This is a genomic window from Parabacteroides bouchesdurhonensis (assembly GCF_900186615.1).
Taxonomy (GTDB): Bacteria; Bacteroidota; Bacteroidia; order Bacteroidales; family Tannerellaceae; genus Parabacteroides; species Parabacteroides bouchesdurhonensis.
Genome location: NZ_LT896588.1, coordinates 3,169,315 through 3,188,147, shown reverse-complemented (window position 1 = coordinate 3,188,147; position 18,833 = coordinate 3,169,315). Strand labels below are relative to the sequence as shown.

General features: G+C 38.1%; 14 protein-coding genes. 11 read left to right on the top strand and 3 right to left on the bottom strand.

The genetic code is table 11. The annotated features are described in order from the left end of the window. The 8 genes from C1721_RS13760 (at window position 1) to C1721_RS13725 (ending at window position 7,729) form a co-directional block, all read left to right on the top strand. The gene (locus tag C1721_RS13760) at window positions 1-987 is read left to right on the top strand and encodes a vWA domain-containing protein (RefSeq protein WP_102408794.1); all 987 of its coding nucleotides are present in this window, start codon (window positions 1-3) and stop codon (window positions 985-987) included. A 13-nt stretch (window positions 988-1,000) separates the two neighbouring features. Beyond that, a complete protein-coding gene (locus C1721_RS13755; RefSeq protein ID WP_102408793.1) occupies window positions 1,001-2,020 on the top strand; it encodes a vWA domain-containing protein in 1,020 nt (339 codons plus the stop codon). A 13-nt stretch (window positions 2,021-2,033) separates the two neighbouring features. After that, a complete protein-coding gene (locus tag C1721_RS13750; RefSeq protein WP_187117306.1) occupies window positions 2,034-2,771 on the top strand; it encodes a tetratricopeptide repeat protein in 738 nt (245 codons plus the stop codon). Window positions 2,772-2,791: 20 nt separating this feature from the next. Further along, complete coding sequence (locus tag C1721_RS13745; protein WP_102409495.1) at window positions 2,792-4,612, top strand: BatD family protein; 1,821 nt, start codon at window positions 2,792-2,794, stop codon at window positions 4,610-4,612. A gap of 4 nt (window positions 4,613-4,616) precedes the next feature. Continuing rightward, window positions 4,617-5,390, top strand: coding sequence for a tetratricopeptide repeat protein (locus C1721_RS13740; RefSeq protein ID WP_102409493.1), 774 nt, complete (start codon window positions 4,617-4,619; stop codon window positions 5,388-5,390). A 3-nt stretch (window positions 5,391-5,393) separates the two neighbouring features. Next, window positions 5,394-6,086 carry a phosphatase PAP2 family protein gene (locus tag C1721_RS13735; RefSeq protein WP_102409492.1) on the top strand — a complete coding sequence of 231 codons (693 nt, stop codon included), beginning with the start codon at window positions 5,394-5,396 and terminating at the stop codon, window positions 6,084-6,086. 135 nt (window positions 6,087-6,221) lie between these two features. Next, complete coding sequence (locus tag C1721_RS13730) at window positions 6,222-6,497, top strand: DNA-binding protein (RefSeq protein WP_102408791.1); 276 nt, start codon at window positions 6,222-6,224, stop codon at window positions 6,495-6,497. A gap of 119 nt (window positions 6,498-6,616) precedes the next feature. Continuing rightward, window positions 6,617-7,729 (top strand): universal stress protein, encoded by a 1,113-nt coding sequence (locus C1721_RS13725; protein WP_102408790.1) that lies wholly within the window; start codon window positions 6,617-6,619, stop codon window positions 7,727-7,729. Between the two features lie 83 nt (window positions 7,730-7,812). Here the strand turns inward: C1721_RS13725 and C1721_RS13720 are convergent, their stop codons facing one another. After that, window positions 7,813-8,670, bottom strand: coding sequence for a helix-turn-helix domain-containing protein (locus C1721_RS13720; protein WP_102408789.1), 858 nt, complete (start codon window positions 8,668-8,670; stop codon window positions 7,813-7,815). A gap of 197 nt (window positions 8,671-8,867) precedes the next feature. Here C1721_RS13720 and C1721_RS13715 point away from each other — a divergent pair, with 197 nt between their 5' ends. Next, window positions 8,868-9,224 (top strand): Hpt domain-containing protein, encoded by a 357-nt coding sequence (locus C1721_RS13715; protein ID WP_102408788.1) that lies wholly within the window; start codon window positions 8,868-8,870, stop codon window positions 9,222-9,224. 345 nt (window positions 9,225-9,569) lie between these two features. Here C1721_RS13715 and C1721_RS13710 read toward each other — a convergent pair whose 3' ends face one another. Together C1721_RS13710 and gyrA are read right to left on the bottom strand one after the other, a co-directional pair. Next, on the bottom strand, window positions 9,570-10,787 hold the full coding sequence (locus tag C1721_RS13710; protein ID WP_102408787.1) for a tetratricopeptide repeat protein: 1,218 nt from the start codon (window positions 10,785-10,787) through the stop codon (window positions 9,570-9,572). Between the two features lie 40 nt (window positions 10,788-10,827). Further along, complete coding sequence (gene gyrA / locus C1721_RS13705; protein WP_102408786.1) at window positions 10,828-13,428, bottom strand: DNA gyrase subunit A; 2,601 nt, start codon at window positions 13,426-13,428, stop codon at window positions 10,828-10,830. Window positions 13,429-13,633: 205 nt separating this feature from the next. On the opposite strand from gyrA, the gene C1721_RS13700 reads away from it, so the two are divergent. After that, entirely contained in the window at window positions 13,634-16,177 is a 2,544-nt protein-coding gene (locus C1721_RS13700) for an ATP-dependent Clp protease ATP-binding subunit (protein ID WP_102408785.1), read from the top strand. Window positions 16,178-16,639: 462 nt separating this feature from the next. Beyond that, the gene (gene htpG / locus C1721_RS13695) at window positions 16,640-18,691 is read left to right on the top strand and encodes a molecular chaperone HtpG (protein WP_102408784.1); all 2,052 of its coding nucleotides are present in this window, start codon (window positions 16,640-16,642) and stop codon (window positions 18,689-18,691) included. The last annotated feature ends 142 nt before the right edge of the window (window positions 18,692-18,833 follow it).

Genomic DNA, 18,833 nt, shown 5'->3' with positions numbered 1-18,833 from the left:
ATGATATTTGCAAATCCTATATATCTGTATTTGTTGTTATTACTAATCCCGCTGATAGGGTGGTATATCTACAAATTACGCAAAAGCCAGGCCAGCTTGCAGGTTTCTTCTTCGGAAGCATTTAGTGCTCCGGGAGCAACTTCATGGAAAGTGTATCTGCGTCATGTACCTTTTATTCTGAGAATGGCCGCCATTGTTTTACTTATTATCGTTTTGGCGCGTCCCCAATCTACGAATAGCTGGCAGAATTCGTCTAAAGAAGGTATCGATATTATGCTGGCAATAGATATTTCAGGCAGTATGTTGGCTCAGGATTTGAAACCGAACCGTTTGGAAGCAGCCAAAGATGTTGCGGCTTCTTTTATTAACGGACGTCCGAATGATAATATTGGCCTGGTAGTTTTCTCGGCTGAGAGCTTTACACAATGTCCGTTAACGACGGATCATACGGTTTTATTGAATCTGTTTAAAGATATACAAAGCGGGATGATCCAGGACGGAACAGCTATCGGTTTAGGTTTGGCTAACGCGGTAAGCCGTATTAAAGACAGCCAGGCTAAATCGAAAGTAATTATATTACTGACCGACGGCTCTAATAATGCAGGTGAGATTGCTCCGGTTACGGCAGCGGAAATTGCCAAGACATTCGGTGTTCGTGTTTATACAATCGGTGTAGGGACAAAAGGAATGGCGCCGTATCCGTTCCAGACGGCATTTGGCGTTCAATACCAAAATATACCGGTTGAAATAGACGAAGCTACTCTGAAACAGATCTCTTCGACTACCGGCGGACAGTATTTCCGTGCTACTGACAATGCCAGTTTGAAGGAAATATATTCGGAAATTGATAAGATGGAGAAGACTAAAATCAGTGTACAGGAGTACAGTAAAAAACAGGAAGAATATAAAAACTGGGCTTTACTTGTATTTGCATTGTTACTGGTGGAAATCTTGTTGAGAAATACATTGTTGAGAAATATACCGTAAATAAAGAAGGCTTATGTTTCGTTTTGCACATCCGGACTTTTTATACTTGCTTTTTATTTTGCCAGTTTTAGTGGTATTCTATGTATATGCCTTGGTTTTGAAGAAGAAAGCAATTAAGAAATATGGTAACCCTAAATTGTTGGCCGAGTTGATGCCTGAGGTGTCACTCAAACGCCAGCATCTTAAATTCTGGCTGTTGTTCGGGGCCATTACATTGGTTATCTTTGTTATTGCAGGGCCTCAGTTTGGTTCTAAACTGGAAACGGTAAAGCGTCAAGGGGTGGAGATCATGGTTTGCCTCGATGTGTCAAATTCTATGCTGGCAGAAGATGTGACCCCGAGCCGTTTGGATAAGGCCAAGCAGATGTTGTCTAAATTAACAGATGGTTTTACGAATGATAAAGTAGGGCTGATAGTTTTTGCCGGTGACGCATTTACGCAGCTACCTATTACATCCGATTATATTTCGGCCAAGATGTTCTTGTCGTCTATAAATCCGTCAATGGTCTCTACACAAGGTACGGCAATTGGCGCCGCTATCAATCTGGCTGCCCGCTCGTTTACTCCGAACGAAGCATCGGATAAGGCGATTGTACTGATTACGGATGGCGAGAACCATGAAGATGATGCAGTGGGTGCTGCCAAAGCGGCGGCCGAAAAAGGCATTCATGTAAATATTATCGGAATGGGAGAGCCTAAAGGTGCTCCGATACCTGTTCCGGGAAGTAATAATTATATGAAAGATAAAGACGGCAATGTAGTTATCACAAAATTGAACGAACAAATGTGTCAGGAGATTGCCGCTGCGGGAAATGGCATGTATGCACGGGCTGATAATACGAATTCGGCTTTAAAAGCATTGGAAAAAGAGATTGAAAAGATGAATAAATCTGAATTAGACAGTAAAGTCTATTCCGAGTACGATGAACAGTTTCAGGTATTGGCATGGATTGCTTTATTCCTGTTGATTGCTGATTTTATGACTCTGGATCGTAAGAATCGTATATTCAGAAAAGTAAAACTATTCTCTTAATATGGATAAGACGATGAAACGTATGCAAAAATCTATAATATGTATATCGGCGTTTCTGTTCTGTACCGGAACAGTATTTGCCCAAAAGGCTGAACGTAAAAACGTACGTGAGGGAAATAAACTCTACCAGAATGAAAAATATACGGAAGCGGAAATTGCTTACAGGAAGAGTTTGGAGGTAAATCCCCGTTCAACGGAAGGCACTTTTAATTTAGGTAATGCTCTCTATAAACAAAAGAAATTTCCGGAAGCGGCAGAGCAATATCAATTGATAGCCGGACAAGGTGAGAAAATGATAGAAACTCCGGAAGGTAAAACGCGTTTGGCTGAACTTTACCATAATATAGGAAACATCTTTATGCAGAATAAAGAGTATGCTAAAAGTGTGGATGCCTATAAACAGTCTCTTCGTTTAAATCCGAAAGATGATGAAACACGTTACAATCTGGCGTTAGCTCAGAAATTGTTGCAAGATCAACAGAATAATGATCAAAGCCAGGATCAGCAAAATCAGGATAAACAGGAGAACCAGGATCAGAAAGATGATCAGCAGCAACAACAACAGCAACAGCCTGATGATAACAAGCAGGATAAGACGCAAGATCAACAGCAGCAGAATGAGCAAATGAGCAAAGATAATGCCCAGCAAATGCTTGATGCCTTTTTGCAAGATGAAAAGGATACGCAAGAGAAAGTAAAAAAAGCCCAGATGCAGCAACAGCAACGTCGTAAAACAGATAAAGAATGGTAATAATGAAAAATATAGTCATAATGAGGAAATTAGTTTTCTTATTCTTACTAATATTAACGGCAGGTGCATCAATTAAAGCTGATGATGTAGTATTTAAAGCTTCCGCACCGGATGCTGTTGTTATGGGACAGCAGTTTCGCCTGACTTATACTTTAAATGCAGAAGGCAAGGAGCTTCGTCTGCAGGAAATACCGGATTTTGATGTGCTGATGGGGCCATCACAGTCTGTGTCTTATAGTAGCAATTGGGTAAACGGTAAGAGTTCCAGTGAAACGACAGTTACTTATACATATATATTGATGCCGAAGAAAGAGGGAACTTTCAACATTGCTCCAGCCAGTATTAAAGTGAAAGGTGCTAATTATACATCAAACGGCCTTGTCGTAAAAGTCCTTCCTCCGGATAAATCCACTAATAGCAACAATGGAGGTGAAGGCAATAGCGGCTCGGCATCTGCAAGTATCGGGAAAGATGACTACTTTGTAAGAATGGATGTATCTAACCGTAATGTATATGAACAAGAAGGTTTCCTGGTTACATTTAAATTATATGCTGCTCGTCCTTGTACCTTTAATGCTCCGCCGAAATTCCCGGAATTTGAAGGATTCCTGGCTCAGGAGGTAGAACTGCCCGATCAAAAACAATGGTCGCAGGAGCATTATAACGGTCGTAATTATTTTACAGTGGTGCTAAAACAAACGGTTTTGTATCCACAACGTTCGGGAAATATTACAATAGAATCCGGTAAGTTTGATGTTGCCATTCGTATAGCCACCCCGCAGAAGGTACGCAGTATATTTGATGATTTCTTTGATTCATACCAGGATGTCACTAAAACACTTGTTACATCTCCGGTTACAATCAATGTAAAACCGTTGCCATTTGGAAAGCCTGCTTCTTTTTCGGGTGCTGTAGGACACTTTGCAATGACGTCAAGCATTAGCTCCGATAATGTAAAAACAAATGAAGCGGTTACAGTCAAAGTAAAGATTACCGGTACGGGTAATATTAAATTGATTAAGAATCCGGAAGTCGTTTTCCCTAACGATTTCGACATTTATGATCCGAAGGTAGAAACAGATTTCAAAACAACGGCAGCAGGCGTAACCGGCAGTAAGACGATAGAATATATGGCTATTCCTCGTTATGCAGGTGATTTTGAAATACCGGCTATTTCCTTTTCTTACTTTGATGTAAAGAGTGATTCTTATAAAACATTGACGGGTGAACCATACAAACTTCATGTTGAAAAGGGTAAAGATGGAGAGGGTAATGCTCCGGTTATGTCTTCCTTTAGTAATAAAGAGAGCGTAAAGTATTTAGGAAAAGATATTCGTTATTTGAAGACGAAAGATATATCGTTTACTTCAACCAATGATATATTCTTTGGTTCTGTTATGTATTTTATGTGCTATCTGGTTCCTGCTATTTTGTTTATTGTTTTCTTCTTCATTTATCGTAAACAGGTAAAAGAAAATTCAAACATTGCGTTGGTTAGAACCAAGAAGGCAAATAAGATGGCCGTAAGGCGTTTGAAGATTGCGGGTAAACTGATGAAAGAAAATAAAAAAGAAGAGTTTTATGATGAAGTTCTTCGTGCATTATGGGGATACCTGAGTGATAAGCTGAATATACCGCAGGCTAATTTGAGTAAGGATAATGTAGAGGCTGAACTTACAAAATATGGAGTTGACGAAGCTTTGATAAATGAATTTATGGATATTCTGAACACCTGTGAGTTTGCTCGCTATGCACCGTCTCAAGCTTCGGATGCTATGGATAAATTATATGATTTAACGGTAGATGCCATTGGCAAAATGGAGAATACAATTAAAAAATAAGACGATGAAGGCTATAGGAAATATGAAGAAAATATTGTTTTTCTTATTATTGATTCAGTGTTTTGCATGGAGTACGGCATTTGCTCAAACTACTGCTATTAAAGAGGCCGAAGAGGCTTATACAAAGGAAGATTATAATAAGGCTATCGATTTATATGAAAATATCCTGAAAAGTAACGGAGAATCTGCCGAGATTTTTTATAATCTGGGTAATGCTTATTATAAAGCCGGCAAGATAGCTCCGGCCATATTGAACTATGAACGTGCTTTAGTTCTAGATCCGGGGGATACAGATGCCCGATTCAATTTACAACTGGCTCGTCAGAAATCTGTAGATAAGATAGAACCGGTAGAAAACTTTTTCTTGACGGATTGGTTTGATACTATCCAGAATACGGCGGCAGCGGATTCGTGGGCTCGTATAGGAATAGTCTGCTTTATCTTTTTTATCGGATGTGTCATCCTGTTCTTCTTCTCCAGATGGATACGTTTGAAGAAAGTAGGATTTTATCTGGGACTTGTATTGTTGGTTATGGTGATCTTTGCGAATATCTTTGCGAAGAATCAAAAAGACGAACTTGTCAATCGTAAGCATGCCATTGTTTTCACTCCGACAGTAACGGTTAAAAGCTCTCCTGACGCAAGTGGAACAGATTTGTTTATTCTTCATGAAGGAACGAAAGTGTCTGTTAAAAGTACGCTGGGCGATTGGAGCGAAATAGAGCTTGAAGACGGAAACATTGGTTGGATGCCTAGCAAAGACATCGAAAAAATCTGATTGATGGTAGAAAAATTATTGGTTTATGAACGTGATGCGTTCTTTATGCTTAATGGCATTCATACAGATTTTCTGGATCATTTTATGTGGTTATATTCAGGAAAAGCTGTATGGCTGCCATTAGCCTTTTTTATACTCTGTGTATTGATTTATAAAAAGAACTGGAGAGAATGGTTACTTATTCTTATGGCTATCGTATTAGTGATAACACTTTGTGACCAATTTGCATCTCATTTCTGTAAACCGGTATTTATGCGCTTTCGCCCTACGCACCATCCGGATTTCATGAATCAGGTTAAAACGGTATTTGGCTATCATGGAGGCAAATATGGTTTTATTTCCAGTCATGCAGCTAACGCATTTGGTTTTGCAACTTTAATGACCTTGTTATTTAGGCATAAACTCTTTACGTGGACGATATTTCTTTGGGCTACGTTAACCGCTTATTCCCGTATTTATCTTGGAGTACATTTTATCACGGATATAATACCCGGAGCCATTTCAGGAATTATATTCGGATATTTTACCTATAAGTTATACTTATATATCCGTCCCTGTTTTATTAATGGAACAGGAGAGATGCCACCTTCTTCTATTTATTCTGAAAAACGGAAAAATCTGATTGTGTATGCCGTGTGGTTAACAGTTATAGTACTATTGATATTCAATCGACCGTTAGTCTCTTTTTTAAGATAAGAACCTTTTGATATATATGTCGTAAAGCATATATGTTACAAACTTATTTCATAGAAATAATTTGTTTCTGTTATTTATAATTGCTAAGTTAGTGGCATTAAATAAACAGAAGTTTAACCTCAAAATAATGAAGCCATGACAAAAACGATCACATTTAACGAATTGCGTAGAATTAAAGATAGCTTGCCTGACGGCAGTACCCACCGTATCGCAGATGAATTGGGTATATCGGTTGAAACAGTTCGTAATTATTTTGGCGGACACAATTTTAAAGATGGTAGAAGCTGTGGAATACATATAGAACCGGGACCTGATGGTGGTTTGGTTGTTTTAGATGATACATTAATTTTTGAACGTGCTTTACAGATACTTGCAGAAAAAGATGAAGTATCGGAAGCACAGGAGGCGTAAAGAAAATTTTTACTTTATAAAAGAATCCCATAGCTGACTGAATAGTGTATGCTTTGGGATTTTTTTATTTATCCAACATATAGCAGATTCCGTTTGTTTAATATAAAAATGTATTGATTATGGAAGATAAACTTGTAACATTGGCTATTCACACGTATGAAAAGGCTCAGATCCTTAAAACGATTCTTGAGACAGAAGGGATAGATGTCTATCTCCATAATGTAAATCAGATTCAACCTGTAATATCGGCAGGTGTACGTGTGAGGATTAAGGAAAGCGATCTACCGCATGCTTTGCGAATAATAGAAGATAACAAATGGCTGAATGAAGATAATGAGGAAGAGGTTACAGAATCTAAAGTAAAAAAGGTATTGATCCCTGTTGATTTTTCTGATTATTCAATTAAGGCATGTGAATTGGGAATAAATTATGCATATGCAGTGGGAGCGGAGGTGATGATCATGCATGCCTATTTCAGTCCGTATTTTCCGTCTGCAATTCCGATGGGAGATACCTTGGCTTATCAGGTAAATGAAGAAGAATCCGTACAAAACATATTGAAAAGAGTGCAAATTGATATACAAAACATTTGTACATATATTAATAGGAAGATGGATTCCGGACAATTACCGAAAATAAAATATGATTATGTGTTACGTGAAGGGCTTCCGGAGGAAGAAATCATAGCTTATAGTAAAGAGTACCGTCCAACATTAATTGTAATGGGTACTCGTGGAAAGAGCCAGAAGGATATGGACTTGATTGGTAGCGTTACAGGTGAAGTTATCGAAGTCAATAGAGTTCCGGTTTTAGCTATTCCTGAGAATGTTCCTTTTAATAATTTAAGTGAGGCTAAAAATATTGCATTTGCAACGTCTTTTAATCAACGTGATTTAGTTGCGTTTGATGAATTTATGGAGATAATAAAACCTTATGATGTAAATATTCACCTGTTTAATATATCAACGAGCCGTGACGAATGGAATGAAATCCGTTTGACAGGAGTCAAAGAGTATTTTAAAAAACATTATCCGGATGCAAAAATAACTCATACGGTATTAGCCGACGGTGATTTATTGTTGGCCATCGAAAAGTTTGTAAGGGATAAGCATATAGATATAATTGCCCTTAGTACGTATCGCAGGAATATTTTAGCGAGAATGTTTAATCCAAGTATCGCACGAAAAATGCTTTTCCATACCGATACTCCGCTATTGGTTATGCATGCATGAGCACTTTATAACAAGTAATTAAATCAGGCTATTTGAAGAATATCAGGTAGCCTGATTTGGTTTAAAACGTTCTTGACAGACTGTTAATAGGTATATGCTTTTCCTCTATATTCCAGAGGAGATATTCCTACATGTTGACGAAAGAATTTATTAAAAAAGGACAAATTATTAAAGCCTAAGTCTATTGCTATCTCTTTTATTCCCGAATCACTTCCTTTTAATTGAGACTTGGCGTCAGAGATAATTATTTGCGCAATGATTTCTGAAGGAGTTTTACCGACTGTTTTTTTTATTGTAGTGCTGAGATAAGATAACGTAAGACCTAACTGATCTGCATAAAACGTGACATCATGTCGTGTTGTATAGTATGTCATTGCAAGATATAGGAAATCCTGATAGATTTCATTGTTACGGGTTAATTCATACTCTTCCAGATTTTCATTCTTTGTATATAATTCTACGAGACTTTGAGCGAATATAGTAAAAACTGATTTTATAATTTCTTTATTATTTACCAGATTCGGATATTTTATAGAATGGAATAATATGTCATAAAAATTACGGAATAGGTTAGCTGTCTTTTGGGAGACTGATATAATTGGATGTTTATAAATGAGTGGTAAACAATTCTTTGAAGTTTTTATGAAATTGATATGCCCCATAAAATTAGAAGAAAAAATAGCAAAATATAATTGAATATCAGGAGATACTTCATGTAATTGTATGAAACTGTTTGGAAGGATTGTTACCATATCGAGCGGTTTGATGGTACATTCAGAGGCATTGATTGCTGTTTGTATATAACCATCCATACAAAAAATAAAAATACCGGCTTTAACCTTATATGGCGAATTTATATATTTTCTAAGTTGACTAACAGAAGTACATCTCTCTACCATAAAGTCGGTGGGGATATCATACCAACTGATTTGTGTTTCCATTTAAATCATTTTCTCACAAATATAAGTATAATTTGTTTCCATTAAAGTGAAAAACACAAAAATGGAACATCGAATGCAAAAAATGAATTTTGCATCTTGTTCTTTATAGTATTTACTTTGTAATTATACGATTTCGAGAAAATCAAATAGAGTAACAGAATCATTTTTTTATTAATGAGTAAGTAAATATAATTCATATGACAGACAATTATAAACAACAACTGATTCTTGCTGGTGTCGATATAAATAGTGCTATAGACCGCTTTATGGGCAATGAAATAATGTATAATAAATTTCTCTTGAGATTTCTTAAAGATGATAGTTTCAGTAATTTGGAAAACTGTATTGTGTCTAACGAATATCAGATGGCTTTTATGCAAGCGCATACAATGAAGGGAGTCGCTGCAAATCTCGGATTGGATTGTTTATTGGATATATTAACTCCCATGACAGAACAGCTCAGAAGTAATGACCTGGTAAATATATCAGAAGAGATAAAAGAACTAAAGTTGCGTTATGAAATGATATGCAATATTATTAGAGCCACTGACTAATAATAAAAGCTCGTATACAACTTCACAGTTATATACGAGCCAAACAAATAACAAACTCTACTTATATGAAAAAACAAATACTACTAACAAGTTCAATATAAAATTGAGCTTAATGCTCATTTTATTGATTTCATTATTATAACAAATGAATATATGAAAAGTTCAGCATTGAATAAAAAAATATGCTTGAAATGAAAAAAACACGATGCGTCTATCTTTTTAATACGATACAGTATAATTCCGATTATGTTTAATAGGGTAATGAGAAACATATTTATACAATAAAAAAGGTTGAGCTTGTAATAAGCCCAACCCTTTTCTTTAATATATTAGCTATTGCTATAATTATTGATTCATTTCAGCTTCGATATCGGCTAATTCTTTACCCATATTCAAATTATAATATATGCCTCTTAACGCATTCATATATTCTCTTTCCTCAGGTTTTAACTGGTGAGCTTTTTCAAAATACGGAAGAGCCAATTTGAAGAGTTCTTTTGCTTTTGCCAATTCTTCCTGATATTGCTTGTTATCATTAATCATATTTGCTTCTCCTTGCTTATTCACACCTTGGTTATAATATATACGACCTAAGTTAGAAAGAGCGTCAACATAATTTGCATCTAGCTCCAAAGCCTTCTTGAAATAAGTTTCTGCCTGATCATAATCTTTCAAACCAGTTTCATAAACACGTCCCATTACATTATATAACTGAGGATTGTTTGGTTCCTGTTGGATGGCAGTATTCAAATATTCAAGCGCTTTGTCGTTTCTGTTAGAATAAATATAGATGTTGATAAGATTCATCAAATAGTATTTTTCCTCTGGAAATTTAGCAAGACCTTCTTCCAGAGTCTTCTCCAAGTTTACAGAATCTTTTAACTGATCATATTCTCCACACAGATATTGATAGATTTCATTCTCTTTATAGCCTGTTTTTTTAGCTTTTTCCAATGTAGCAATTGCTAAATCATGATCTTGAACTTGTAAAGCAGCAATAGCAGCGTAATATTGAACATTCAAGTAGTTAGAATCTCTTTCTGCAATTTGCTCGCCTTTAAACATAGGCATATCACTAATTTTCAAGTATTGATCGAAGAAATCATATGCTTTTTTATAATCTCTCTGGTCGAAGTAATAAGCACCACCATTGATATAATACAAATGGTTTGCACTTAAGATACCCTTCATATCTTTTGTGTATTTAGGTTTGATTTTACCTTTTTCATTAGGCAACTGATCTAATTCGTATGCCTTTTCAAAATAAGGTAATACATTTCCTAAAGCTGAATACATGGTAGCTTCATCCGGCGTTTGACCCAATATTTGTTTTGTTTTTTCATTGTTGAATTGCTGATCTTCAATAAAACCAGCAACATACCAAGTCTTAGCGTCGTCTTTAGTCTCCGGATTTTCCAATGCTCCCTTTATAAGAGCTCTAGCCTCATTAAATTCAGGCTTATCTCCTTTTGCAATACTTTGAGCCTCATTTACGGCTTTTTTCTGAGCGAAAGAGGCAGATGCTGCAACACATAGTGCAACTGTTAATAATACTCGTTTCATTGCGATGTTAATTTGAGATTAATATTTCTATTTGTTTAAATTATTCTTCTGTTGTATCATCCGAATCGTTATCTTCGATATTATCATCATTACTATCGAAGTCTGTATCTGAAGGTACAACATTTTCATTTACGGTTCTCTCTTCCAAAGCTTCCTGTTCGGCTTTTTGTTCTGTCATTTCTTCTTCTGATTCAGACATCACTTTACATACGGAAGCTATTTCATCATTTCGTTTCTCCAGGTTGATAAGACGAACACCTTGCGTTGCACGGCCAATTACGCTCAAATCCGAAACTTTTACACGAATGGCAACACCTGATTTATTAATAATCATAAGGTCATTCTCTTCTGTTACGTTTTTGATAGCAACAAGCTTACCGGTCTTTTCCGTGATATTGATAGTTTTTACACCTTTACCTCCACGGTTCGTAATACGGTAATCCTCGATATTGGAACGTTTGCCATATCCTTGTTCGGATACAACCAAAATGGTATCTGTTTCTTTATTCTTTACACAAACCATTCCTACAACTTCATCAGAATCTTTTTCATCCAAAGTCATACCTTTCACACCGGTAGCCGTACGTCCCATTACACGAACTGCGCTTTCATGGAAACGAATAGCACGACCATTACGGTTGGCTATCAATACTTCATTATTACCATTTGTCATGCAAACCTGGATCAATCCATCATCTTCGCGCAAAGTAATAGCATTTACGCCATTCTGACGAGGACGTGAATATGCTTCCAGCAATGTTTTCTTTATAACACCTTTCTTTGTACAGAACAATAAATAATGAGAATTGATGAAATCGGTATCGGTTGTTAACTTTTTAACACGGATAAAGGCATTTACTTTATCATCAGCTTCAATATTCAGTAAGTTCTGGATGGCACGACCTTTTGAGTTCTTAGCGCCTTCCGGTATTTCATATACTTTCAGCCAATAACATCTTCCCTTTGCCGTAAATATCAGCAAAGTTGCATGCATGGAAGCCGGATAGATATATTCTACAAAGTCCGCATCGCGTGTTTCCGAGCCTTTAGCCCCTACACCACCACGACCTTGAGCGCGGAATTCGCTAAGAGGCGTACGTTTAATATAGCCCATGTGAGAAATGGTGATAATCATTTCGTCATCGGCATAAAAATCTTCCGGATTCAATTCTTCGGAAGCATATACAATGTCTGTCTTACGTTCGTCGCCGAATTTATCTTTAATTTCCTGCAGTTCATCTTTGATCACTTGCATACAAAGGTCGTCATTTTCCAGAATCTCCTTCAAGTGGGCAATTAATTTTTCTATCTCTTCGTATTCAGCACGCAACTTGTCTTGCTCCAAACCGGTTAACTGGCGAAGACGCATTTCAACAATTGCACGTGCCTGGATATCCGACAAAGAAAAACGTTCCATCAAACGTTCGATAGCTTCTTGCGGGCTCTTTGACGCTTTGATAATGGCAATTACTTCATCAATATTATCAGAAGCAATAATCAGACCTTCCAGAATATGGGCTCTTTCTTCGGCTTTCTTCAGCTCGAACTTAGTACGGCGGATTACTACCTCATGGCGATGTTCAACAAATGCCTTGATAAGGTCTTTCAGGTTCAATTGTCTCGGACGGCCATTTACCAACGCAATATTGTTTACACTGAAAGAAGACTGTAAAGCAGTCATCTTATACAGCTTATTCAATACTACATTCGCATTTGCATCTCGTTTTACATCTACAACGATACGCATACCGCTACGGTCCGATTCGTCGTTTACGTTAGAGATACCATCAATACGTTTATCGTTTACCAAATCGGCTATATAGCGGATTAATTCGGCCTTGTTTACCAGATAAGGTATTTCGGAAATAACTATCTTTTCATGATTATTCTCATGTTCAATTTCTGCTTTACCACGTAGGATGATACGTCCCCTACCCGTTTCAAATGCTTCCTTTACACCGGCATAACCGTAAATCGTAGCACCTGTTGGGAAGTCGGGAGCTTTGATGTATTGCATCAACCCTTCTACTTCTATATCTCCCCGGGCATCGATATAGGCCATACAGCCATCCAATACTTCACTCAGGTTATGAGTAGGCATATTTGTAGCCATACCAACGGCAATACCGGAACCTCCGTTTACCAGTAAGTTCGGGATACGCGTAGGCAATACAGTCGGTTCTTTTAATGTATCGTCGAAATTTAATTGGAAATCTACAGTATCCTTATCAATGTCGCGAAGCATTTCTTCGGCCAGCTTGCTCAAACGGGCTTCCGTATAACGCATAGCAGCCGGACTATCACCATCTACCGAACCGAAGTTACCTTGCCCGTCAACCAGCGGGTAACGCATAGACCAAACTTGTGCCATACGAACCATCGCAAAATAAACGGAAGAGTCTCCATGCGGATGGTACTTACCTAAAACTTCACCAACAATTCTTGCAGATTTCTTATAAGGTTTGTCGGATGTATTACCAAGTTCATTCATTCCAAATAAAATACGGCGGTGAACCGGTTTAAATCCATCCCTAACATCCGGAAGTGCACGTGAAACGATTACAGACATTGAATAATCAATGTATGCAGATTTCATTTCTTCCTCGATGTTAATCTTAATAATTCTGTCTTGATCAACCATTTAGTTTTATATTAATTACACTCAATATCTTACCTCTGAAAAAGTGCACTAAGGTAATGCTTTTCCGTGTATAACGAAAGTTTTTATTATGAAATTTTGTGGCATATCCCTTTTCTCCGCTTATTTTGGAATAATGGCACGGATTTTGATGATTACTTGAAAGAGATTATTAATTTTGCATAGTTGTAGTACATTATAATATAGTATGAAGAATAATTATTCCAAAAAGTTGATTGACGTAATTGAATATAGCCGTGAAGAAGCTGCAAGGCTTCAGAACAGTTATATAGGGCCGGAACACTTAATGCTTGGTATCATTCGCGAAGGCGACGGGAAAGCCATGCAGATACTGCAAGACCTGAACGCCGACGCTTTAGATATAAAAAGAAAGATTGAACAGGAGATAAAGAATACTTTCGATTCCGAAGATACAATACAACACGAAATAGCTATCAGTAAAACTACTGAACGCGTTTTGCGTATGAGTATGCTTGAATCCCGTATGTTTAAAAAAGAAGAGACGGACACAGAACACCTTCTTTTAGCAATATTGAAGGAAGAATTTAATGTAGCTGCCAAAACATTGAATGAAGCAGGCGTTAATTATCGTGCCGTATATAACAATCTGGTAAGCGGAACAGGCTTGAATCGTATGGATGAAGCCGAAGAAATAAGTGACGGCTTTACGGACGACGAAGAAGATGACGAAGAAGAAAGCTTCTCTGCCCGTAAGGAAACGCCTCAGGCTTCGGGAACTGCTCAGCCTAAATCGGCCAATGATACTCCGGTATTGGATAATTTCGGCACGGATATGACTCGTGCTGCATCCGAAAACCGGCTGGACCCTATTGTAGGACGTGAGAAAGAAATAGAACGTCTGGCACAGATATTAAGCCGGAGAAAAAAGAATAATCCGGTATTGATCGGAGAACCCGGAGTTGGTAAGTCTGCCATTGTTGAAGGACTTGCTATGCGCATAATCCAGCGTAAAGTATCACGCGTATTGTTCGACAAACGAGTTATAAGCCTGGATATGGCTTCTATTGTCGCAGGTACAAAGTATCGCGGGCAGTTTGAAGAACGTATCAAGGCCATATTGAACGAGCTGTCCAAGAATCCGAATATCATCTTGTTTATAGACGAGATCCATACGATTGTAGGTGCAGGGTCTGCCTCCGGATCAATGGATGCAGCCAACATGTTGAAACCAGCTTTAGCACGCGGTGAAATACAATGTATCGGAGCTACCACCTTGGATGAATACCGGAAGAATATAGAGAAAGACGGTGCTTTGGAGCGTCGTTTCCAGAAAGTAATTGTTGATCCTACGACAGCAGAGGAAACACTGCAGATACTTAATAACATCAAGCCCCGTTATGAAGAACATCATAACGTTATCTATACGCAGGAAGCGCTGGAAGCTTGTGTTAAATTGACAGAACGATATATCAGCGACCGCAACTTCCCGGATAAGGCTATTGACGCATTAGACGAAGCTGGTTCACGTGTACATATATCAAATATTGTTGTTCCGAAGAATATCGAAGAACTGGAAGCAAAGATAGAAGACACGAAAAATGAAAAACTTGCCGCCGTAAAGTCTCAGAACTTCGAACTGGCAGCAAGCTTCCGGGACAAGGAACGCCAGTATTTATTAGAGCTGGAAGCGGCTAAAGCCAAGTGGGAAAAGGAATTGCAAGAGCATCGCGAGATAGTTGACGAAGATAAAGTAGCGGAAGTCGTTGCCATGATGTCCGGTGTTCCTGTACAACGTATCGCAAAGGCCGAAAATCTTAAATTGCTTGAAATGTCCGATATATTAAAAAGCAAAGTGATCGGACAAGATGACGCAGTACAAAAGATCGTGAAAGCCATCCAGCGAAACCGTGTAGGCTTGAAAGATCCTAATAAGCCGATCGGTACCTTTATGTTCTTAGGACCTACGGGAGTTGGTAAGACCTATTTGGCAAAGAAGCTGGCTGAATATCTTTTTGATTCATCGGATGCGCTGATACGTATTGATATGAGCGAATATCTTGAGAAGTTCGCAGTTTCCCGTTTGGTTGGAGCGCCTCCGGGATATGTAGGATATGAAGAAGGTGGCCAATTAACCGAAAAGGTACGCCGTAAGCCATATTCGGTAGTCTTGCTGGATGAAATAGAGAAAGCCCACCCGGATGTATTTAACCTGTTGTTACAGGTGCTGGATGAAGGTCGTTTGACCGATAGTTTAGGTCGCCGGATCGACTTCAAGAACACGATTCTTATTATGACATCAAATATCGGTACCCGGCAGTTGAAAGACTTCGGGCGCGGTGTCGGATTCAACACATCACTTGCCGGTGAACCGGACAAGGATTTCTCCCGCAGTGTGATTCAAAAAGCGTTGAATAAGGCCTTTGCTCCTGAGTTCCTGAACCGTGTGGACGACATAATTATGTTTGACCAGCTTGACAAGGAAGCAATCCACAAGATTATTGATCTTGAATTGGAAGGTCTGTACAAACGTGTGGAAAATCTGGGATATAAATTGCATATCACAGAAGCTGCTAAAGATTTCATTGCAACGAAAGGATACGATGTCCAGTTTGGAGCTCGTCCGTTAAAGCGTGCAATCCAGAAATATCTGGAAGACGAAATGGCGGAAATCATAATCCGGGCATCTGTTGAAAACGGCGATACTATCACTGTAGACTTCAACCAGGAAGAGCAGAAGATAGTAACTGATATTAAGAAGAAAGAAATGTAAAGCCGGCTTTAAGCTGCCGTAATAACTTACTAAAGTTCATTTTACACAAGTAACCAAGATTGGTTATAAAGTGTAGAATGAACTTTTTTTATTGCCTATCCCCTATTTGTCCATGTAAATCAGGAACTTATTCCCGACAAAGTAATATCAATAAGTATGGAATATTATACTTTTTATCCTTTTTGTCACGAACAACTAATTGGATCACAAATATGATCTATTCGGATCACAGCCGTGATCTATATAAATCACAAGGGTGATCCAATCAGATCACAACTGTGATCTAACTAATACAAGCCGAACAACAAAACAAAAGCATTGTAATATTGCATTAGCCATACTGACATTTTGGTGCATTGCCTGCTGTTTTGTCACCTTCCACTGTCGTCAGTTATACTTTTCTTTTTTGGCATTTATTTTGTTTACCTATAGATAGAAAAATCAAAAAAAACTATTATATCTATGAGCAAACAAGGAAATATTGGTGTTACAAGTGAGAACATCTTCCCTATTATCAAGAAGTTTTTATACAGTGATCACGAAATTTTTCTTCGTGAATTAGTATCAAATGCAGTAGACGCTACCCAAAAACTAAAGACACTTTCTTCTGTCGGCGATTTTAAAGGCGAATTGGGCGATTTAACTGTTCACGTAAAATTTGACGATAATACGATCACTATCTCCGACCGGGGTATTGGTATGACTGCCGAAGAAATAGACAAGTATATCAATCAGATAGCTTTCTCAGGTGCAGAAGAGTTTGTGGAAAAATACAAAAACGATGCAGCTTCCATTATCGGACACTTCGGACTTGGTTTCTATTCTTCCTTTATGGTTTCAAAGAAAGTTGAAATTGTGACGAAATCGTATAAAGACGGCGCAGTTGCCATGAAATGGAGTTGCGACGGAACTCCCGAATATACGATGGAAGAAACAGAAAAAGCAGACCGTGGTACTGATATTATCCTTTACATTGATGATGAGAATAAAGACTTCCTGAATAAGGATAAGATTAACGGGCTGCTGACGAAGTACTGCCGTTTCTTACCTGTTCCTATTGCTTTCGGTAAAAAACAGGAATGGAAAGACGGTAAGTATGTTGACACGGATGAAGATAATATCGTAAACGATACCAAACCGGCATGGGTTCGCAAACCGGCAGACATGACCGATGAAGACTACAAGAAGTTCTATCGTGATCTGTATCCAATGAGCGAAGAGCCTTTATTCTGGATTCATCTGAATGTGGATTATCCGTTTAACCTGACAGGTATTTTGTATTTCCCCCGTATCAAAAGCAATATAGATTTACACCGGAACAAAATACAATTATATTGCAACCAGGTATTCGTTACCGACTCGGTAGAAAGCATTGTTCCTGAGTTTTTGACCTTATTGCATGGCGTTTTGGATTCACCGGATATTCCTCTGAACGTATCTCGTTCTTATTTACAAAGCGATCAGAATGTAAAGAAGATTTCCAACCATATTACCAAGAAGGTTGCAGACCGTTTGGAAGAAATCTTTAAATCGGAACGTCCTCAGTTTGAAGAGAAATGGGATAGCCTGAAATTGTTCATCCAGTATGGTATGCTGACAGATGAAAAATTCTACGACCGTGCCGCTAAATTCGCTCTTTTAAAAGACGTTGACGATGTTTATTATACATTTGACGAATATAAAACATTGGTTAAAGAAAACCAAACCGATAAAGATGGTAACCTGGTTTACTTATACACAACAAATAAAGACGAGCAATACAGTTATATCCAGGCCGCTAAAGACAAGGGCTATAGTGTCTTAATTATGGATGGACAGCTGGATGTACATGCTATCGGACAATTGGAACAAAAGTTTGAAAAGACCCGTTTTGTTCGTGTGGACAGTGATACGATTGACAATCTGATCCGTAAAGAAGATACCAACAAGGTAACATTGGATGAAGATCAGAAACATGCTTTGCAGGAAGTGTTCAAGAGCCGGTTGCCAAAGCTGGATAAGACGGAGTTTTATGTAACCTTCGAGGCTCTTGGCGAAAACGTCAACCCCGTTGTCCTTACACAGAGCGAATATATGCGTCGTATGCGTGAAATGTCTGCCATGCAGCCGGGTATGTCTTTCTATGGCGAAATGCCGGACAGTTACAACCTTGTATTAAATACGGATCATACTCTTATTAAGCAGGTATTGACGGACGAGGAAAATGCTTGCAGTGAGAAGCTGAAACCTATCCTTGACGATATAAAAGGCTGGAAAGCCCGTCAGTCCGATCTTCGTGAAGCCCAGAGCAAGAAAAAAGAAGAAGAAATTACGGCTCAGGAAAAAGAAGATATGACAAATACCAATCATAAGATTGATGAACTGAACGAGCAGGCTAATACGATTTTGGCCGAATATGCCGGTTCTAATAACATGGTTAGCCAGTTGATAGATTTGGCCCTGCTGGGTAACGGCATGTTGAAAGGCGAAGCTTTAAGCCGCTTTATCAAACGCAGTGTTCAAATGATAGGTTAACTTACATTTATAACATAATATCTGCTTGTAGACAGAAAACCGTTCCATCGTGAAATGGAGCGGTTTTTTTATTATAGCCTATTCCCGACAAACAAAAATATGAGTAGCCGTGTTTATTTTAATAAAATAAACCTGTACATTT